The sequence below is a fragment of the Pseudomonas sp. RW3S2 genome, from assembly GCF_014268955.1.
Lineage (GTDB): Bacteria > Pseudomonadota > Gammaproteobacteria > Pseudomonadales > Pseudomonadaceae > Aquipseudomonas > Aquipseudomonas wayambapalatensis.
Genome location: NZ_JABWRM010000045.1, coordinates 1 through 427 on the forward strand (window position 1 = coordinate 1; position 427 = coordinate 427).

The 427-nt window shown below is 65.1% G+C and carries 1 protein-coding gene; it reads right to left on the bottom strand.

The genetic code is table 11. From position 1 onward, the window contains the following. On the bottom strand, positions 1–427 hold a 427-nt coding region (locus tag HU748_RS26145), incomplete at both ends, for a phosphopantetheine-binding protein (protein ID WP_186722535.1).

Below are 427 nucleotides of genomic sequence, written 5' to 3' on the forward strand. Positions count from 1 at the left end.
TGCTCCAGGTAACCCGCGTGCAGCGGCTGGGCAGGCTTGAGCAGCACCGACTGGTTCCAGTGGTGACGCTCGGGGATATCGGTGTCGAAGAACGCCTGCTGGATCGGCAGCAGCGGCATCTCGCCAGTCAACGGGCCCTGCTCGATCAGTTGCGCGCCCTCGCCTTCCTGGGCCACGGTCGCCAGCCCTTGAACGGTCTGGTGCTGGAACAGCGCCTTGGGCGTGAAGCGAATGCCCGCCTGACGCGCCCGGCTGACCACTTGGATCGAGATGATCGAATCGCCGCCCAGCTCGAAGAAGTTGTCGGTCACACCAATCGGCGAAACCTTCAAGACTTCCTCCCAAATCGCCACCAGGCGTTTTTCCAGCACGCTGCGCGGTGCCACCTGGCGTGCCGGAGCACTGGCCTGCGGCGCTGGCAGTGCCT